The sequence below is a fragment of the Pantoea sp. R13S299 genome (assembly GCF_048515925.1).
Taxonomy (GTDB): Bacteria; Pseudomonadota; Gammaproteobacteria; order Enterobacterales; family Enterobacteriaceae; genus Pantoea.
Window position 1 is genome coordinate 261,329 of sequence record NZ_JBLYEF010000004.1, and the last position, 15,555, is coordinate 276,883.

Consider the following 15,555-nt stretch of genomic DNA (forward strand, 5'->3'; position numbering starts at 1 on the left):
GCTGAGGCCCGATCAGAGGGTTTCAGACCCGATCTTAGGGAGTAGATATGATGCGTAAAGCGCTTCTTGCTGTGCTGCTGGTGGCAGCAACTCAGGCTCAGGCAGCCTATGAATGCAGCGTTAAGCCGCAGGACGATGTGGTCATCAGGCCGCAAAGTGTGCAGGTAGTCGGTGCTAACGGCAATATGGAAATCTCGCCGCAGGGCGACGTACAGTTCAACGGACAGAAGATCACGCTGGATATGGCTGAACGCCAGAAAGCGATCGACTATCAGAACGCGTTGCGTCGCGATCTGCCGTGGATCGACAGCGGGGCGACGTCACGTCTGGAGAAAGGGCGTGCAGCACTGGACCGGGTCATCGTTGAGAAACTGGGCACCGACAGCAACGTGCGTAATCGCCTGACCACGCTGAATGGCCAGCTGAAACAGCAGATGAACCGCATCATTGAACACCGTGAAGATGGGCTGACGTTCCACCATCAGGCGATTGATCAGGTGCGCGCCGAAGGCGAAAGACTGGTTCAGTCAACGCTGGGCGGCGTGATGCAGGATAGCCTGAATGAGATGGGCAGTAAGCAGGGCAGCGGCGGCAGTAATCCGCTGCAGGCGATTATGGGCAATCTGGGCGGTCTGCAACAGTCGATTCAGGATGAGTGGAGCAAGCAGGAGCAGGATTTCCAGAACTTCGGTCACGAGGTATGTAATCGCGTTATTTCGCTGGAAGATCAGCGTAAACAGCTTACCGGCGCACTGAAAAAATAGTTTAACGCCTCAGCCTGCCGGGCTGAGGCGCTTTTTTACTCTTCCGCACTTACTCTTCCGCTAAGAACAGCTCCAGCAGCGAATTCAGGAACAATTTCCCTTTCTCCGTAATCTGCCACTGCTCAGCGGTTTCAGTCACGTAACCGGCGGCAATCGCGGCATCCATCTGCGGACGGATCACCTCTTCTGACAAACCGGTGTAGCGGCTGAACTCTTCGCGCGGCGCGGCTTCCAGCAGGCGAAAGCGGTTCATGAAATATTCAAACGGCTTGTCGCTATCGGCAACGTCATACTGCTTTTCGCGGTAGTTACCCTGCATGAATCCACGCGGATGACGGGTTTTGACCGTGCGGACAATGCGGCCATCCGGCTGAGTCAGCTTGCCATGTGCGCCACAACCAATCCCCAGATAGTCGCCAAAGCGCCAGTAGTTGAGGTTGTGTTCACAGCGATATCCCGGCTTCGCGTAGGCCGAGGTCTCATACTGCTGATAACCGGCGGCCTGCAGCAGCTGATCGCCCTGTTCGAAAATATCCCACAGTGCATCATCATCCGGCAGCACCGGCGGGCGTGAGCCAAACAGGGTGTTGGGTTCGATGGTGAGCTGATACCAGGAGAGGTGCGGCGGATTCAGCGCAATCGCCTGACGCAAATCATCGAGCGCCTCTTCCAGCGACTGATCCGGCAGGCCATGCATCAGGTCGAGATTAAAGCTGCGCAGTGACAGCGACTCCGCCAGTTCAGCGGCGCGGACAGCCTCTTCCGGGCCATGAATGCGGCCAAGACGCTGCAGCTTTTGCGGACTGAAACTCTGTACGCCAATCGAAATACGGTTAATTCCGGCGCGCTGATAGGCACTGAACCGGTCCGCTTCTACGGTGCCTGGATTGGCTTCCATGGTCACTTCCGCATCCGGGGAGAGCGTCAGACGCTCCCGCACACCATCCATCAGCATCTGCATCGCGCTGCTGCTCAGCAGGCTGGGCGTGCCGCCACCAATGAAGATAGTGCGCACTTCCCGGTCACCGATCAGCGGTAAGTCGATCTCCAGATCGCGCAGCAGATGCTGCACGTATTCAACGTGCGGCACCTCATCTTTCAGCGCGTGGGAGTTAAAATCACAGTAGGGACACTTCTGTACGCACCACGGAATATGAATGTAGAGACTCAACGGCGGCAGATTAGGCATTACGCATCGCTTCCAGCAACAGCGTCAATGCTTTACCCCGGTGAGAAACCGCACCTTTTTCCGCTTTGCTCAGCTCGGCCGCGGTTTTACCCAGCGCCGGGACAAAGAAAATCGGGTCGTAACCAAAGCCACCGGCACCAGCGGCCGAGCGGGTGATCTCACCCTGCCAGCTGCCGTGGAATACCAGCGGAGTCGGGTCTTCTGCATGACGCAGATAGACCAGCACGCAGTGGAACTGCGCCTGGCGCTGACCGTCAGGGACATTTTCCAGCGCCTGCAGCAGCTTCTCCAGGTTCTGCTGATCGCTGGCCTCTTCACCGGCGTAGCGCGCCGAGTAGATGCCAGGCGCGCCGCCCAGCGCATCCACGGCCAGGCCGGAGTCATCGGCAATGGCCGGTAATCCGGTGATCTGTGCCGCGTGACGCGCCTTGAGAATCGCGTTCTCAATAAAGGTCAGGCCGGTCTCTTCGGCCGATTCAACCCCAAGGTCAGTCTGTGCGACGATATCCAGACCAAAGGCGGAGAGTAACTCCGCCAGCTCACGCACTTTGCCGGGGTTGCCGGTTGCGAGGACAACTTTTTGCATAACAGTTCCAGTTTGATTCATTTACAGCAGATACCAGAGACCCGGGAACAGGTCCATGCCGAGAAAGTTCAGGGCATACAGCACCAGGATGACGATCATCGCGGAGAAATCGATGCCGCCCATCGCAGGCAGAATACGGCGAATAGGCGCCATCATCGGCTCGGTTAGCTGCACCAGCAGATAATCGACCGGGCCACGGCCCTGGCTGATCCAGCTCATCAGAGAGCGAACGATGATGACCCAGAAGACCAGATAGCCGGCGGATTTCACCAGCGACAGCAGGCCGACCAGCAGGTTAGTCGGATCGACTGAGAACACGCCCACCTGAATCAGCAGTAAAATCGGGTATTTCAGCGTTGTCAGCACAAAGGCCAGCAGCAGCGATGCGGTATCAATCGGCCCCAGAGCCGGCAGTATGCGGCGCAGCGGCTTAACAATGGGCTGGGTAACTTTAACGACAAACTGTGCCACTGGATTGTAAAAATCGCAGCGTGACCACTGCATCCAGATGCGTAACAGCAGCACCATGACGTAGAGATCGATCAGCGTTTTTACTAAAAACGTCAGTGTTAACATGAAGTTCCTCTATTATTGTTGTGAGTTGTGCGCATAATCGCGTGCGCCAAAAATGGCGGTGCCGATACGCACCATCGTACTGCCTGCGGCGATTGCCGCCTCCATGTCATCGCTCATTCCCAGCGAAAGCGTATCAATACCTGCATACTGCTGTTGCAGCTGCCGGAAGGCCTCCGCCATCTGCTGACACACCGCCAGCTGCCGCTGGTAATCACTCTCCGCCGCCGGAATCGCCATCAATCCGCGCAGCCGCAGTTGCGGCAGGGCAGCGATCTGCTCCGCCAGCCCGGAAACGGCCTCCAGCATGATGCCAGATTTGCTGTTCTCGTCACTGATATTTACCTGAATTAACACATTCAGCGGTGGCAGCGACGCGGGCCGCTGATCGTTGAGCCGCTGCGCAATGCGCTGGCGGTCAATGGTGTGACACCAGGCGAAATTCTCTGCCACCAGACGGCTTTTGTTGGACTGCAACGGGCCGATGAAGTGCCACTCCAGCTCAGGATGTGCGGCCAGTGCCTGAACCTTTTCAACCCCTTCCTGAACGTAATTTTCACCAAAGGCAATATGGCCAGCGGCAAAGGCTTCTTCGACCGCGCTCGCAGGTTTGGTTTTGCTGACTGCAAGCAGGGTAATTTCTTCTGGTGCGCGGCCGCAATTCGCGGCAGCGGCGGCGATTCGCTGCCGCATTTGCTGTAGGTTCTGCTGGATTGAGGTCATAGTCAGGAGAAATTATGAATCTGGATGAAATGGTGGGGCTTAGTGTAAAGCATAATGCCGCCGATCTGCACCTTTGCAGCGGACATTTGCCCTACTGGCGGCGGCAGGGAAGGCTGGAAGTGATTCCGCAGCAGGCCAGGCTCTCTGCCGTCTGGATGGAGCAGTTTATGGCCCGCTGGCTCAGTGACCCGCAGCGGCAGGAGCTGGAACGCGCAGGGCAGCTCGATTTCGCCCTGAGTCTGGCAAGCGGTCAGCGTCTGCGTGCGAATCTGTTTATGCAGCGCAACGGGCTGTCACTGGCGCTGCGCATTATCGCCACGACGTGCCCGACGCTGGAGAGCCTGCAACTGCCCGCCATTGTGCCGACGCTGCTGGAACAGCAGGATGGGCTGATTCTGGTGACGGGGGCGACCGGCAGTGGAAAATCGACCACGCTGGCGGCGCTGGTCGATGCGCTGAACCGCCAGCAGGCGCGTCATATCATCACGCTGGAAGACCCGATTGAATTTATTCATCACAGCCAGCAGTCGCTGATTCAGCAGCGTGAAATCGGCCTGCACTGCGGTTCGTTCTCGCTGGGGATAAAGGGGGCACTGCGTGAAGATCCGGATGTAATTCTGCTGGGCGAACTGCGCGACAGCGACACCATTCGTCAGGCGCTGACAGCGGCAGAGACCGGCCATCTGGTGCTGGCGACATTGCACACGCGTGGTGCGGCGCAGGCGGTGGATCGGCTGGTGGATGTCTTTCCGGCGGAGGAGAAACAGCTGGTGCGCACTCAACTGGCGGGGAGCCTGAAAGCGGTGATCGCGCAGCGGCTGGTGCCGTCTGTTGCCGGATCGCGTATCGGACTGTTTGAGGTACTGTTCGCCACACCCGGCATCACGAATCTGATCCGGGAAGGCAAGATGCACCAGATCCCTGCGCTGCTGCAGACCGGCGCGCAGGCTGGTATGCAGACGTTTGAACAGAGCCGGCTGGCGCGGCAGGCAGCCGGACTGATTGAGCAAGCAGATCAGTAATGATTTTCGAACCAGTCCTGCAGAATGATGGCAGCAGATTGTGAATCGACCGATCCTTTGTTAAGCGCGCGATAGCCGCCGCGCTCAAACAGTCCTGCCCGCGCTTCTACCGTGCTGAGTCGTTCATCCTGCAGCTCCACCTGGATGCCGAAGCGACCATGCAGACGATTGGCAAATTTACGCGCGCGATCGGTCAGCGGCTGCTCGGTACCATCCATGTTCAGCGGTAAACCGACGACCACGAAATCGGGCTGCCACTCTTTCAGCAGCTTTTCAATCACCTGCCAGTCCGGGATGCCATCCTGCGCTTTGATGGCGGTCAGCGGACGGGCGCTGCCAGTAAGTTCCTGACCTACGGCGACACCAATACTTTTGGTGCCGAAGTCGAAGCCTAACAGAGTCTGAGTTGACATCAGGCGTGTCCCGCGTCACTGGCCATATTATGAATATCGACGCCAATACTGCGTGCCGCTTCGCGCCAGCGCTCTGAAATCGGCGTCTGGAACAGGATGTTGCTGTTAGCTGGCGTCGTCAGCCAGGCGTTTTCCATCAGCTCGTTTTCCAGCTGATCTTTTTCCCAGGCACAGTAGCCCAGCGCGACCAGCACATTGGCAGGCTGAGATGCGGTGCCAATCGACTCCAGCACGTCCCGGGACGTGGTGATGATCGTGTTATCGGAGACACGAATGCTGGAGGTAAAAGTGCGTTGTGCTGAGTGCAGGATAAAGCCACGATCTTCTGCCAGCGGGCCGCCGGTAAACACCGGTTTATCCAGCTTGATCGAGGGGTCGCGATCGTCAGCAGAGATTTTCAGCTTCTTAAGAATGCCTTCAACCGTCAGGTTTTCCATGGGTTTATTGATGATCAGTCCCATTGCACCCTCTTCGTTATGTTCGCAGAGATAGACCACGGAACGTTTGAAGAAAGGATCCTGCAATGAAGGCATGGCAATCAAAAAGTGATGTTGTAAATTCATTCTCACACGATGTACCAAAAAAATAACCGGCACGCGACGGCCGCACCGGTATTGGGTTGATCACGGAGCCACGCCCCGGCGTCATGCTCAGCCCAGGCGCTTCTCAATGGCATCCATCAACATGCCGGTGATGGAGATCGGGAACGCAGCCTCAATTTCACGAATACAGGTTGGGCTGGTCACGTTAACTTCAGTCAGTTTATCACCGATGATGTCCAGACCGACAAAAATCAGCCCTTTTGCTTTCAAGGTCGGGCCAACACGGCGCGCAATTTCCCAGTCGCTTTCGCTCAGCGGACGCGCTTCACCACGACCACCGGCGGCCAGATTCCCACGCGTTTCACCGCCCTGCGGGATACGCGCCAGGCAGTAAGGCACCGGCTCACCATCCACGACCAGCACGCGTTTGTCACCCTCGGTGATCGCCGCGATGTAGTTCTGCGCCATGCAGAAACGGCTCTCATGTTCGGTCAGGGTTTCAGTAATCACGCCAAAGTTAGGATCGTCTTTCTTCACGCGGAAAATCGACGCGCCGCCCATGCCATCCAGCGGTTTCATGATGATGTCGCCATGCTCCTGCCAGAATTCACGCAGCTGCGCTTTGCTGCGGGTCACCAGGGTGTCAGGCGTGAACTCCGCAAACCAGGCGGTGTAGAGCTTTTCGTTACAGTCACGCAGGCTCTGCGGTTTGTTCACGATCAGCGTACCCAGCTCTTCGGCGCGCTCCAGAATGTAGGTCGCATAGATGAACTCGGTATCGAATGGCGGATCTTTACGCATCAGCACCACGTTCAGATCAGCCAGCGGGATCACCTGCTCGCTGCCGAACTGATACCAGTTCTCAGGGTTCTGCTCAACGGTCAGCAGACGGGTGCGGGCAGACGCCACGCCACCGCGCATGGAGAGATCGTGCATCTCCATGTAGTGAATTTCGTAACCACGGCGCTGTGCTTCCAGCAGCATAGCGAAGCTGGAGTCTTTTTTAATATTGATGGATGAAATAGGGTCCATCACGATGCCAAGTTTAATCATTATTATCTCCTCGGTGAGGCGGTGTTAACCGCCTCGTCTGGTTCGGTCTGCAGTGGGCCGATCGGTCAGGACATTATGCCTGCTCTCTTTCCGCTGAAAGTATCGCTTAACCCAGGTCGCCAAACCTCACCTGAAGTGCCGTAATGGCCGTCAGCGCGGTAGTTTCGGTGCGTAATACCCGTGGGCCAAGCAGAATGTCAGTAAAATCGTGCTGTGCCGTCATCGCAATTTCGTCCGCAGACAAACCGCCTTCAGGGCCAATCAGCAGTCGGACCCGTTCAACAGGCTGTGGCAGCGTGTTGATGCTGTGGCTGGCACGCGGATGCAGGTTAAGCTTCAGACCGCTGTCAGCTTCGGCACACCAGGCTTCCAGCGTCATTGCTTCACGAATCTCCGGCACGCGATTACGGCCGCACTGCTCGCAGGCGGCAATAGCGATTTTCTGCCACTGCTGGATCTTCTTCGCCAGACGCTCAGCATCAAGCTTTACGCCACAGCGCTCGGAAAACAAGGGTGTAATGACATTCACGCCAAGTTCGATCGATTTCTGGATAGTGAATTCCATTTTTTCACCACGCGACATCACCTGACCTAAATGCAGATGTAAAGGCGACTCGCGATCGTCCGGCTGGCTCTCTGTGAGCGATACTTTTACACGCTTTTTATCAACATGCGTGATCTCTGCTGCAAAAGTCAGATTAGTGCCATCAAAGAGTTCCAGACGCTGACCTGCCGTCATCCGGAGTACCCGGCCCACATGATTGGATGCATCTTCATCCAGGGTAATTTCACTGCCGATGTCTAAGGGTTCGGCGTGATAGATGCGAGGTATGCGCATAAGTTTCCTGAGACCGGACGCCGCGCTGCAGCGACGTCATGGGAAAAAGAGCTAGTGTAGGGCAGGGATTTTAGCGCTGGCAAGCCTGCTGCACATAAGGATTGTGATTGCCCTGAACCTTTGCAATGCGCTGGTCGCGTTCACACTCCCATTGGGTGACGGGATAGAGCTTGTCCCAGGCGGTAAACAGCTGCGTCTGCTGGCGCGAAATGCGCAGATTATACTGGTCGCGCATATAGAAATAGGTGCGGGCAATGGCGCCGCGCGCCCGTGCAGGTGGCTCCGCCAGTTTGAGTTTAAAGTCGATCTTCATCTCACACTGGCCGTACTGCTTCTCGCTGCCGTTCCATTGACTGTAGGCGAAGTTGCCACGGTCGCCATTCACTTCACCCACCGCGGGTTCCAGATTGTGCAGGTCACTTTCGATGCGGCGATAGTCAGGATCTTTGCTGCAGTTTTTGCGGCCACCCTCCTGCCAGCACTGGCGCTGATGACCAAACTCCCAGGCCGGCATCACATGTTCCCACTCAATGCGTGCGGCGCGATTCGCGTTTTTGCGCGGCTGATAGCCGCAGCTGTTGAGATCGGGAATGCCTTTTTTTCCCTGCCACTGAATCTTACAGCCACAGTAGAACGAACCTGGTGCATCGGCGTTAATCGCCGCCGCAAAAGTTTTAGCCTGCTGAAAGTTATTTTGATGATAGTTATTCAGATTAAGGGCGTCAGCGGCGGGCGCGAACAGCAGCGCAACCGCCAGACTTATTATGCGAGACATATTCCAGTTTCTACCTGATACGAAAAAGGGCGGCAGGTTAACAGAATGTGGAATAGGGCGGAATGGGGATTGTTCTCAGGAAGCGACAAACTCGCCTGCGATCAGCAGGCTGCCACAGTGCACGCAGCGATATTCACTCTCTTTACGCAGCACCCGATTATGGCGTCGCACCGTCAGCTGATGCTGCTGACACTGACAGCGGTAAGCAAAGGTGTTGCTGCGCACGGAGGCGATCTCAAACTGATGGGTGCGGCGTGCCGGAACGCCCAGTACCTGCTCCATCATCCACTTCCACTCTTTACCATGCGGTGCAACGCGACCGAACTGCTTCCAGACCAGCAGATGCGCCAGCTCGTGCGGCACCACTTCATCGATAAACGCCTGCTGATTTTCCAGCAGCAGCACCGGATTGATGCGGATCTCCCAGGCGGAAAGCCAGGCGGTACCCGCCGCCGTTCCGCGCTGCTGATAGAGCAGTTTCGGTTCCGGATAAGCGGTTTTCAGTGCCTGATTTGCACGCTCAAGCGACTGGCGCAGTGAGCGCATCACGGCCTGCTGCAGGGCAATGGGGAGACGAGGAGTTTTCATGGCGCTCAGGATAATCGCCGCCGCGCAGGAACTCAACGCTGGCAGCGACCGGCGCGGTTCTGGCTGGGGGAAAAATTCTGGTTTAAATATGGTTATGGGCTTTTTTAGAATATCCTATTAATAATGTTCACCGCAGAGTGGATGGATGAGTAGCGAACGGCACAGAGCATGGATAAAGCAATGAAAAATAATGATAACGTCAGGAAACAACGGATTGTGCTGGTGACGGATCTGATGGCCGGTCGGGGTGGTATGGAAAATGTCACCGGTCAGTTGATCACGGCTCTGAATGCGGAACCTGGAACGGAAGCGGGGCTGTTTATTATTAACAGCGGAGAGGAGAGCCAGTCACGCGCCTGGACCGCTAACGCCGTTCTGGCAGAGAGCATCTGCACGCTGCGGAATAAGAAGATAAAAAATCTTATTCATACGCTGAGAATGGCCGCCTTCTTTCGTCGCTATCAGCCCGATCATGTCCTGACGCTCAACACCATTCCCTGTCTGATGACGCGCCGGGCCATTACGCTGTCAGGGCGTAAAATCGTCCTGTCTAGCTGGATGCACCTGCCTCCGCGTGAACGATATCGCCCCCATTATCTGCTGCGGGCCGATCACCATTTTGCCATCAGTAAGCAGATCAAAGAGCAGTTGGTGGAGTTGGGTGCACGCGCTACTAACGTTGACGTTATCTATAACCCGATCAGGCGTAATGACGTCGTTATCGGCAGACCGCTGGGGCTGAAGTTTCTCTATATCGGTCGCGTTCATTTTCAGCGGCAGAAACAGCTTAAAGACCTGTTTGATGCGTTAAAGCATCTGGATGCGCCCTGGACGCTGGATATTGTGGGCGACGGGGAAGATCTGACGCAGTGTCAGCACTACGTGGCGGAACTCGGCATTCAGGATCGCATCACCTGGCATGGCTGGCAGGAGAACGCGTGGGAGTATGTCCGCGAGCATATCAAACAGGTCACCTGTCTGCTTATGACCTCGAACTTCGAAGGCTTCCCGTTGATCCTGCTGGAAGCGATATCGCGTGGCGTTTACTGCGTCTCATCCGACTGCATCAGCGGCCCGTCAGAAATTATTCAGAACGGTCTCAATGGCCAACTCTACCCCACTAATGACAGCATGGCGCTGGCCGCGATTCTCAACGCCATGAGCGGGGATTTCCACTTCCCTGATCATCAGGTTATTAAAGCGAGCATCACCGGTTTTTATGAGGAAAATTATATGAAGCACCTGATGAGTGTGTTTAACCGTCTTACTGAGGTTAAGCATGACGAATAAAATCAGTCGCAATGGATTAACGTTAATAGTTAATTTTTCAGTCATTGCGCTTTGCCTGGCGCTGTCACTGAATATGTTTGTCACCGGCCTGCCGCAAAAAATATTCTATCTGGTCTCCTATCTCTCCGTCGCGTCCGTGCTGTATGGCGTGGTGCGCAGGCGCGTGGATTTTAAAGAGAACGGTTTTTATCTCGCCCTGTTTGCTGTGCTGATTATTTTCGCCCTGCTCCGTCTCTTCTGGGCGATACACGTGAAGGGGATTGAGACCGCGCCCTCACACGATGCCATCACCAATATCGGCAACTATCTGCTGGGGGCGAAGCGGCTGCTGCTGGGGGCCTTTGTGCTGCTCAGTCTGGCTATCTACGGGCATCGGGTCTCTGCAACCACGCTGCGCGTCGGACGAGGCTTAATCCTGGTCGGACTGCTGATCACGCTGGGCTTTGGTATTCATGAGCATCTCTATACCGCGAATATCCGCATCAAGCTCACCACCGAAGCGGCCTCGATGTCCTCTTACATGATTCTGTTTATCTACTGTGCCTGGTTGTGGCTAAGCCGCTTTGAGACGCACTCGTACTGGAAGGTGGCTGATGTCGTTGTGCTGGCGGTGACCTTTGCCTTGCTCTACCTGTGTGGCACCCGCGTGACCCTGATTGCGCTGATTGCTGTGGGCCTGCTGTTCCTGGTGCAGACCTATCGGCTGTCGCTGCTGACTAACTGGCGGATTAGCGCTCTGCTGGTGGGCGTGCTGGCGGTGCTGATCCTGATGACCAGCAACCGCTGGGTGGAAGGGGTGCAGGATATTGAGAACTATGGCTCAAACAGTTCGACCTCGCTGGGCGCACGTGTGGCTATCTGGGGTGGGGCGGTCAACTTTATAGAGCATCATGGCGGCGGCTTTGCGACGCCGGATGCGCGCACCACTGAGGCGCGTCAGTTCATCATGGCGCACTATCCTCTCAACGTTGAAGGCTACACCAACGTTAAATACAACATGCACAACGAGTTTCTCGAAGTCACCTCATTGCAGGGCTGGCTGGGTACTCTGTCGCTGGCGCTGATCTATCTGACGGTGCTTGGCGGCGTGCTGAAGAAGTGCGATTTGCGCGGCGTGGCGCTGCCGGTGCTGGGGCTGTTTATCTCCGGCCTGACCGATTCGGTGCTGCCCTACAATCAGACCGCGACCATTTTCATGATGGCGCTGGCGCTCTGCTGCATACGGCGGCCGCTGCCGGAGACGCGGGTGACGTCTGCGTAGTGCCTGTCTGAACCAATAAAAACGGCGGGGTTTCCAGAGAAACCCCGCCGTTTTTTTTACCGCGTTTTTATCAGGGAATGTTAGTCGCGTGAACCGATGTCGCGCAGTTTCTTACCGGCCATCAGGTTACGTTCAATGTGTTCCAGCGAGACGTTTTTGGTCTCAGGAATCAGCATCACCGTCAGCAGGATGAAGAACAGGTTAAGCAGTCCATAGACCCAGAAGGTGTTCGCGTTGCCCAGCGTATTCAGCATGGTCAGGAAGGTCGCACCTACGATCATGTTCGCGATCCAGTTGGTGGTCGTGGAGACAGTGATACCGAAGTCGCGGCCTTTCAGCGGCTGAATTTCGGAACAGAGTACCCAGATCAACGGACCGGCTGACATGGCAAAACCGATGATGAACATCAGCAGCATACCGACCGCGAAGTACTGTGCGCCCGCAGAGTGAATGCCGAAGTGCAGCATCGTGCCCAGCACGCCCATACCGGCTGCCATCACCATAAAGCCCAGAATCAGGGTAGGTTTACGACCCCAGCGATCCACCAGACCAATAGCAATGAAGGTCGCCAGTACGTTGACCAGACCTACAATCACCGTGCCCCACATCTGCTGGGTGGTGTTGGTGAAGCCTGCGATTTCAAAGATTTTTGGCGCGTAATACATGATGACGTTCATGCCGGTAAACTGCTGCATCACCTGCAACAGGATGCCGAGATAAACCGCGCGACGGAAGTGGCTGCTGCTGGTGAACAGACCCCAGCCAGACTGCTTGACCTTCAGGCTTTCACGAATCTCTTCCAGCTCACGTTTTGCCTGCTCGCTGGTGTCACGCAGACGATCCAGTACGCGTTGTGCATCGCGGAAGTTGCCTCGCGCCGCCAGCCAGCGTGGGCTGTTTGGCAGGAAGAAAACACCGACCAGCAACAGCAGTGCCGGAATAGTGATGATGCCCAGCATCCAGCGCCAGTTGCCGGTAAAGCTGAACGCCGTATCGGTCAGGTAAGCACCCAGAATACCGATGGTGATCATCAGCTGGTAAAGCGAAATCATACTGCCGCGAATTTTTTCCGGAGCGATCTCAGAAAGATAAAGCGGGGCGGTATAAGAGGCGATACCGACAGCCAGTCCCAGCAGAACGCGGGCGCTGATCAGCATTTCCGGGTTTGGCGACATCGCCGACCAGAGTGAACCGATAACGAACAGAATCGCACCCGCCATCAGGCTTTTCTTACGGCCCAGACGGGATGACATCCAGCCGCTGCCGATAGCACCGACCGCCGCACCAAACATCATGGAGCTGACGATCCACTCCTGCTGATGAGGAGTGACGTTAAAGTCCTTTGCGATAAACGGCAGGGCACCGGCAATAACGCCGATATCCAGACCGAACAGCAGTCCCGCAAGGGCCGCCAGAAAGCAGACAAATAAGGTCATCGCCTTATTTGAAGTTCTGCTTTTGTGTGTATTGCCAGGCATTTTAGCCTCCAGGTTTATCCATCATTGTTTTTATCAATGTTAAAAAACCATTTGCGGGAAAAAAGTGAGCCTGATCACATCAGTGTAATCGCTTACACACGCTGAAACCCTGAAATTCAGCATATTTTTCCCGGAAAGATTAATTAACCAGTGAGGTATAGCACTCATTAAGTTTCTGACAATGCTCTATTTAGTGGCTATCAGACGACGCTGAAAATAACGCATTTTCAGCATAATAACTACGTGCGTTAATTCCTAAATATCGGATAAACAAAGCATTTCAATTTGTAATCGCTAACATTTAGTCGTCAGAAAAAGCGAAAGGAATTGTAGTTGAGAATTGAAAATTTGCTGCAGAGTGAAGGAGATGCCGGAAATATTCTGTTTTTCGTCGTCGGGCGCGCTCTGAAAACGGTGCGGTCAGGTCGTTCAGAAGGATGGCGGAAGCAAAAAATCTCCGGTTAGCCGTGGGGCTAAAAAGGCGATAAAAAACCCCGCCGCAGGGGCAGGGTTTTATCAGCAGTCGCTGACCTTACAGGCCAGCGGCTTCACGCAGCAGGGCAGCTTTGTCGGTTTTTTCCCACGGGAAATGTTCACGACCAAAGTGACCGTAAGCGGCGGTCTCTTTATAGATTGGGTGCAGCAGATCCAGCATCTGAATCAGACCATATGGACGCAGGTCGAAGAACTCGCGTACCAGCAGGGTCAGCTGTTCAGTAGAGATTTTCTCGGTGCCGAAGGTTTCCACCATGATGGAAGTCGGTTCCGCTACGCCGATAGCGTAGGAGACCTGGATTTCACAACGGTCAGCCAGACCGGCAGCAACGATGTTTTTCGCCACATAACGCGCCGCATAGGCTGCAGAGCGGTCAACTTTAGAAGGATCTTTACCAGAGAACGCACCGCCACCGTGACGTGCCATACCGCCGTAGGTGTCTACGATGATTTTACGACCGGTCAGACCGCAATCGCCCATCGGGCCGCCGATCACAAAGCGACCGGTCGGGTTGATGTGATATTTGGTTGAGGCGCTCAGCCATTCTGCTGGCAGAACCGGCTTGATGATCTCTTCCATCACGGCTTCCTGCAGATCTTTCTGGCTAATGGATTCCGCGTGCTGAGTAGAGAGCACGACGGCATCGATGCCGACGATTTTGCCATCGTCATACTGGAAAGTGACCTGGCTCTTGGCATCCGGACGCAGCCACGGCAGGGTGCCGTTTTTACGTACTTCAGCCTGACGCTGAACCAGACGGTGCGCATAGGTCACCGGCGCAGGCATCAATACGTCTGTTTCGTTGGTGGCATAGCCGAACATCAGGCCCTGGTCGCCCGCGCCCTGTTCCAGCGGATCGGTGCGGTCAACGCCCTGGTTGATATCCTGAGACTGTTTACCAATCGCGCTTAATACCGCGCAGGAGTTGGCATCAAAGCCCATATCGGAATGAACATAGCCGATTTCACGTACGGTCTGACGGGTGATCTCTTCGATATCGACCCAGGCGCTGGTGGTGATTTCACCGCCAACCAGCACCATACCGGTTTTAACGTAGGTTTCGCAGGCCACGCGCGCTTTAGGATCCTGTTCCAGGATCGCATCCAGCACAGCATCGGAGATCTGGTCGGCGATTTTATCGGGATGTCCTTCTGATACGGACTCGGACGTAAAAAGGTGTTTAGCCATTCTGTTCTTTACCTTAAATATGGTTTGAGTACGACTGCATAGCGCCAGTGAGGTTGTCTGACCTGACGCCCCTTCAGGCAAAGCCGCGAGCAGTGAGGTTGTGTCAGCACAGCAGGCTGACACCGCCTGGATAATAACCTGTTTAGATGGAAAACCATCTGGACGGCTATTTTAGGATAGAGGGGAAACCAATTACCAGCCCTTTTTCTGTTTCGGCGCTTAACCTTTAACCGTTATCGGCATAATTTGCTGACACTCCACGCAATTCCCGGATTATCTTTTTGCTTTTTAGGGCCGTAAACGGTATAAAACGCCGCTGCTTCGATTGCAGCAGTAAGGATGACGCCACGGTTTGCGTCGCGCCTGTCAGACTCTGGTCTGGCTTTCACCCAGGTTGTTTTCCATGTGCCCCTGGCATATGCGGAGGTGATACAAGTAATGAACCACGCTTTTTCTTCTTCCGGTTCTTTGCGCTGTAGCGCGGCACTGGCTCTCTCCTGCCTCCCATCTGTTTCTTTTTCCTGCCGACAATATGTCCGATGCGGTAATTTTACCGACACAGGCGCCGGCTAATCTTTATCTCTGCTCTACCAGTTTTGTCTCTTCTCTGCGTCCGCGCAGCGGAACGACGCAGGTTATCCATGGTCAATACAAAACAGTTAACTGTTCTCTGTTTAAACGGAGATGGCCAGGGTGTTTTACACTTAACTCTCATGCGTGAATCGCGCTGACGGCAACGTCAGGTGAACAGGACAATGCGTTTAATGTGGCAACAG

General features: G+C 55.2%; 18 protein-coding genes. 5 read left to right on the plus strand and 13 right to left on the minus strand.

All coding sequences use genetic code 11. The features are described 5' to 3' along the window. Positions 1 to 47: 47 nt before the first annotated feature. Positions 48 to 764: a DUF2884 domain-containing protein gene (locus ACN1CO_RS18250; protein ID WP_419140164.1), complete on the plus strand. Its 717-nt coding sequence runs from the start codon at positions 48 to 50 to the stop codon at positions 762 to 764. A gap of 49 nt (positions 765 to 813) precedes the next feature. On the opposite strand, the gene hemW is transcribed toward ACN1CO_RS18250, so the two are convergent. Genes hemW through ACN1CO_RS18270 form a run of 4 tightly spaced genes read right to left on the minus strand, consistent with a single transcriptional unit; the run spans position 814 to position 3,835 of the window. Then, the gene (gene hemW / locus ACN1CO_RS18255; protein ID WP_419140165.1) at positions 814 to 1,953 is read right to left on the minus strand and encodes a radical SAM family heme chaperone HemW; all 1,140 of its coding nucleotides are present in this window, start codon (positions 1,951 to 1,953) and stop codon (positions 814 to 816) included. Continuing rightward, positions 1,946 to 2,539 carry an XTP/dITP diphosphatase gene (locus tag ACN1CO_RS18260; RefSeq protein ID WP_419140166.1) on the minus strand — a complete coding sequence of 198 codons (594 nt, stop codon included), beginning with the start codon at positions 2,537 to 2,539 and terminating at the stop codon, positions 1,946 to 1,948. The genes hemW and ACN1CO_RS18260 overlap by 8 nt, the downstream gene beginning before the upstream one ends. 21 nt (positions 2,540 to 2,560) lie before the next feature. After that, on the minus strand, positions 2,561 to 3,115 hold the full coding sequence (locus tag ACN1CO_RS18265) for a YggT family protein (protein ID WP_013358979.1): 555 nt from the start codon (positions 3,113 to 3,115) through the stop codon (positions 2,561 to 2,563). A gap of 12 nt (positions 3,116 to 3,127) precedes the next feature. Further along, the gene (locus ACN1CO_RS18270; RefSeq protein WP_419140167.1) at positions 3,128 to 3,835 is read right to left on the minus strand and encodes a YggS family pyridoxal phosphate-dependent enzyme; all 708 of its coding nucleotides are present in this window, start codon (positions 3,833 to 3,835) and stop codon (positions 3,128 to 3,130) included. A 14-nt stretch (positions 3,836 to 3,849) separates the two neighbouring features. Between ACN1CO_RS18270 and ACN1CO_RS18275 the strand changes: the two genes are divergently transcribed. Beyond that, on the plus strand, positions 3,850 to 4,857 hold the full coding sequence (locus tag ACN1CO_RS18275; RefSeq protein WP_419140168.1) for a type IV pilus twitching motility protein PilT: 1,008 nt from the start codon (positions 3,850 to 3,852) through the stop codon (positions 4,855 to 4,857). Here the strand turns inward: ACN1CO_RS18275 and ruvX are convergent. The 6 genes from ruvX to ACN1CO_RS18305 form a co-directional block, all read right to left on the minus strand. Beyond that, a complete protein-coding gene (gene ruvX / locus ACN1CO_RS18280; protein WP_419140169.1) occupies positions 4,851 to 5,270 on the minus strand; it encodes a Holliday junction resolvase RuvX in 420 nt (139 codons plus the stop codon). The genes ACN1CO_RS18275 and ruvX overlap by 7 nt on opposite strands. Further along, positions 5,270 to 5,833 carry a YqgE/AlgH family protein gene (locus ACN1CO_RS18285; protein WP_419140170.1) on the minus strand — a complete coding sequence of 188 codons (564 nt, stop codon included), beginning with the start codon at positions 5,831 to 5,833 and terminating at the stop codon, positions 5,270 to 5,272. The genes ruvX and ACN1CO_RS18285 overlap by 1 nt, the downstream gene beginning before the upstream one ends. An 87-nt stretch (positions 5,834 to 5,920) precedes the next feature. Further along, the gene (gene gshB / locus ACN1CO_RS18290) at positions 5,921 to 6,865 is read right to left on the minus strand and encodes a glutathione synthase (RefSeq protein WP_419140171.1); all 945 of its coding nucleotides are present in this window, start codon (positions 6,863 to 6,865) and stop codon (positions 5,921 to 5,923) included. A gap of 106 nt (positions 6,866 to 6,971) precedes the next feature. Next, entirely contained in the window at positions 6,972 to 7,703 is a 732-nt protein-coding gene (gene rsmE / locus ACN1CO_RS18295) for a 16S rRNA (uracil(1498)-N(3))-methyltransferase (RefSeq protein WP_419140172.1), read from the minus strand. A 70-nt stretch (positions 7,704 to 7,773) separates the two neighbouring features. Then, positions 7,774 to 8,478 carry a deoxyribonuclease I gene (gene endA / locus ACN1CO_RS18300; RefSeq protein WP_419140173.1) on the minus strand — a complete coding sequence of 235 codons (705 nt, stop codon included), beginning with the start codon at positions 8,476 to 8,478 and terminating at the stop codon, positions 7,774 to 7,776. 75 nt (positions 8,479 to 8,553) lie between these two features. Beyond that, positions 8,554 to 9,066, minus strand: a complete 513-nt coding sequence (locus tag ACN1CO_RS18305) for a SprT family zinc-dependent metalloprotease (protein WP_419140174.1) — start codon at positions 9,064 to 9,066, stop codon at positions 8,554 to 8,556. Here ACN1CO_RS18305 and ACN1CO_RS18310 point away from each other — a divergent pair. Genes ACN1CO_RS18310 through ACN1CO_RS18320 form a run of 3 tightly spaced genes read left to right on the plus strand, consistent with a single transcriptional unit; the run spans position 9,065 to position 11,617 of the window. Continuing rightward, complete coding sequence (locus ACN1CO_RS18310) at positions 9,065 to 9,187, plus strand: hypothetical protein (protein WP_419140175.1); 123 nt, start codon at positions 9,065 to 9,067, stop codon at positions 9,185 to 9,187. The genes ACN1CO_RS18305 and ACN1CO_RS18310 overlap by 2 nt on opposite strands. A 59-nt stretch (positions 9,188 to 9,246) precedes the next feature. Then, complete coding sequence (locus ACN1CO_RS18315; protein WP_419140176.1) at positions 9,247 to 10,356, plus strand: glycosyltransferase; 1,110 nt, start codon at positions 9,247 to 9,249, stop codon at positions 10,354 to 10,356. Beyond that, a complete protein-coding gene (locus ACN1CO_RS18320; protein WP_419140177.1) occupies positions 10,346 to 11,617 on the plus strand; it encodes an O-antigen ligase family protein in 1,272 nt (423 codons plus the stop codon). The genes ACN1CO_RS18315 and ACN1CO_RS18320 overlap by 11 nt, the downstream gene beginning before the upstream one ends. 80 nt (positions 11,618 to 11,697) lie before the next feature. On the opposite strand, the gene ACN1CO_RS18325 is transcribed toward ACN1CO_RS18320, so the two are convergent. The 3 genes from ACN1CO_RS18325 to ACN1CO_RS18335 all read right to left on the minus strand — a co-directional run bounded on the left by ACN1CO_RS18325 (position 11,698) and on the right by ACN1CO_RS18335 (position 15,339). Further along, positions 11,698 to 13,095 carry a sugar porter family MFS transporter gene (locus ACN1CO_RS18325; protein ID WP_090965882.1) on the minus strand — a complete coding sequence of 466 codons (1,398 nt, stop codon included), beginning with the start codon at positions 13,093 to 13,095 and terminating at the stop codon, positions 11,698 to 11,700. A 532-nt stretch (positions 13,096 to 13,627) separates the two neighbouring features. After that, positions 13,628 to 14,779 carry a methionine adenosyltransferase gene (gene metK / locus ACN1CO_RS18330; RefSeq protein ID WP_283547133.1) on the minus strand — a complete coding sequence of 384 codons (1,152 nt, stop codon included), beginning with the start codon at positions 14,777 to 14,779 and terminating at the stop codon, positions 13,628 to 13,630. Between the two features lie 233 nt (positions 14,780 to 15,012). Further along, on the minus strand, positions 15,013 to 15,339 hold the full coding sequence (locus ACN1CO_RS18335) for a hypothetical protein (protein WP_419140178.1): 327 nt from the start codon (positions 15,337 to 15,339) through the stop codon (positions 15,013 to 15,015). Positions 15,340 to 15,555 lie beyond the last annotated feature (216 nt).